The organism is Pseudomonas extremorientalis (assembly GCF_001870465.1).
GTDB lineage: Bacteria > Pseudomonadota > Gammaproteobacteria > Pseudomonadales > Pseudomonadaceae > Aquipseudomonas > Aquipseudomonas extremorientalis.
This window is the reverse complement of record NZ_MDGK01000007.1, coordinates 1-1,574: the sequence shown is the minus strand read 5'-3', so window position 1 is coordinate 1,574 and position 1,574 is coordinate 1. Positions and strand designations below refer to the sequence as shown.

Genomic DNA, 1,574 nt, shown 5'->3' with positions numbered 1-1,574 from the left:
ACTGACACTGCCGCCCTGCCCCAGGGCTTTGTTCAGTCCCTCAGGGTCTGACCCCGTTTACCCCTACTCAGGAATAATTTCCAACTCACTCCACAGTGGTTTCAGCCCTACACTCTCCATATAAGCCCCATAGTCGAAAAAGGCCCTAACCCCAATGTCTTCGTATAAAAACCATGAGGCATCGCACTCTTGACATAAGAACAAGCAAGTGTCGCCAGCTATAACTTTAGCCTTGATAACATCTCCCTGCTCACACCTTGGACACAACATATAAAACCTCTCTATTTAACAGGACAGGCGGTAATGACCTGACTGGTCCCAGGCCGAACAATAACTTTAATACTCGTTTCTCCCGAAGTACCAATCGCTCGGCCCATCGGGACAACATATGCCCCCGGATCCCCTACTACAGGACTACCTTTCTTGAGCCATGCTTCATCGACAGCGCTTAAAATCTCTTTTGTGTCCATACTAAAGACGCTATGTGCTGTCTTGGCTGGATTCGGTTCCGCATGCTCTAAAACATGCAAAACTCTGTTTCCTTGAACCGATCCTTGTCCATAGTCTAGACCAGCTGGAGTTGTCCAAGTCCGCGTAGCCTTGTCAAACGTTAGCTCTACTGCACCACCTGTCGCTTTTGCACCATTAAATCAGGCCAAGTTCTCGCAACTGTTTCTCGCTCGCAAACTCTAATCCGCCGTTCTCAACCCTAGATCCATCTGAATAATGGGAGTACCCACAGACATTGCACTGATAAGCCAACAATCCATTATGCTTACCTATAAAGGCGCGCATTCCCTCAGATTCACATCTGGGGCATTGCTTATCAACTTCGACAGTCGCCAACTCCTCAATTGTATCACGTAAAAACCTCGCAATTGACTCTACATCTCTAGCCTGAAGTTTAAAAACAACACGCTTGAAATTAATTAAATCACTCACCTTAAAGGAAGAGTATTCAACTGGAATCTCCCTCTCATCTAATTTCGTAAAGCTATCAAAACCATAGGCCGAAAACGGCTCACCGGCAAGATACTTATGATTACCTCTCATCCAAAATAGTATTACTTCAAGAACTACCCTTAAATGTGTTTCGTCACTCAGAGCTTCCACTACCGACTGGAATTCACGCCATATCTTTATGGGTAGAATACGCATCAGTTGCCCACCTTAACCGGGAAGGTTGTAATTAAATTTCCTGCCTTATCGGTGAATACCTTTATCACAGACGTAGGAACACCGCCATCCTTCAATGTAGTGGTGCCAATAGCCCGCCCCACATCAACCGTTCTTACGAATTGGCCATCTGGCAGCGCAACAACCGGAGACTTCACGACAGAACTGCTCTGTAGGATGCCTTTCAGCTCATCCGGAGCAATGGTAAACACGGAGCGCGAGTTGGAGATTTCTCTATTGAAATGCCCATCTATAACGTGATCGAAACCCGCAGATACGGGATTGCCGTTATCACGAAGAGGAGTCGTTTCCGTGCGACCATTGGCAATGTTTACACGCGACTGCACTCGGTCTGGGATCTGAGTAGCAGCTTCGCTTGTCGCTTTTGCCCCCCCCCG

General features: G+C 47.3%; 2 protein-coding genes. Both read right to left on the bottom strand.

Features of this window, described 5'->3' with window-relative positions; genetic code table 11:
* Nucleotides 1–645 precede the first annotated feature (645 nt).
* Nucleotides 646–1,158, bottom strand: coding sequence for a hypothetical protein (locus BFN10_RS01435; RefSeq protein ID WP_071488110.1), 513 nt, complete (start codon nt 1,156–1,158; stop codon nt 646–648).
* A partial coding sequence (locus BFN10_RS28570) for a hypothetical protein (RefSeq protein WP_208610096.1) occupies nt 1,158–1,574 on the bottom strand: 417 nt, incomplete at its 5' end. The genes BFN10_RS28570 and BFN10_RS01435, both read right to left, overlap by 1 nt.

Excerpts from the sequence above, each read along its gene's own strand:
- BFN10_RS01435 (WP_071488110.1), bottom strand. The coding sequence starts at position 1,158 with ATGCGTATTCTACCCATAAAGATATGGCGTGAATTCCAGTCGGTAGTG.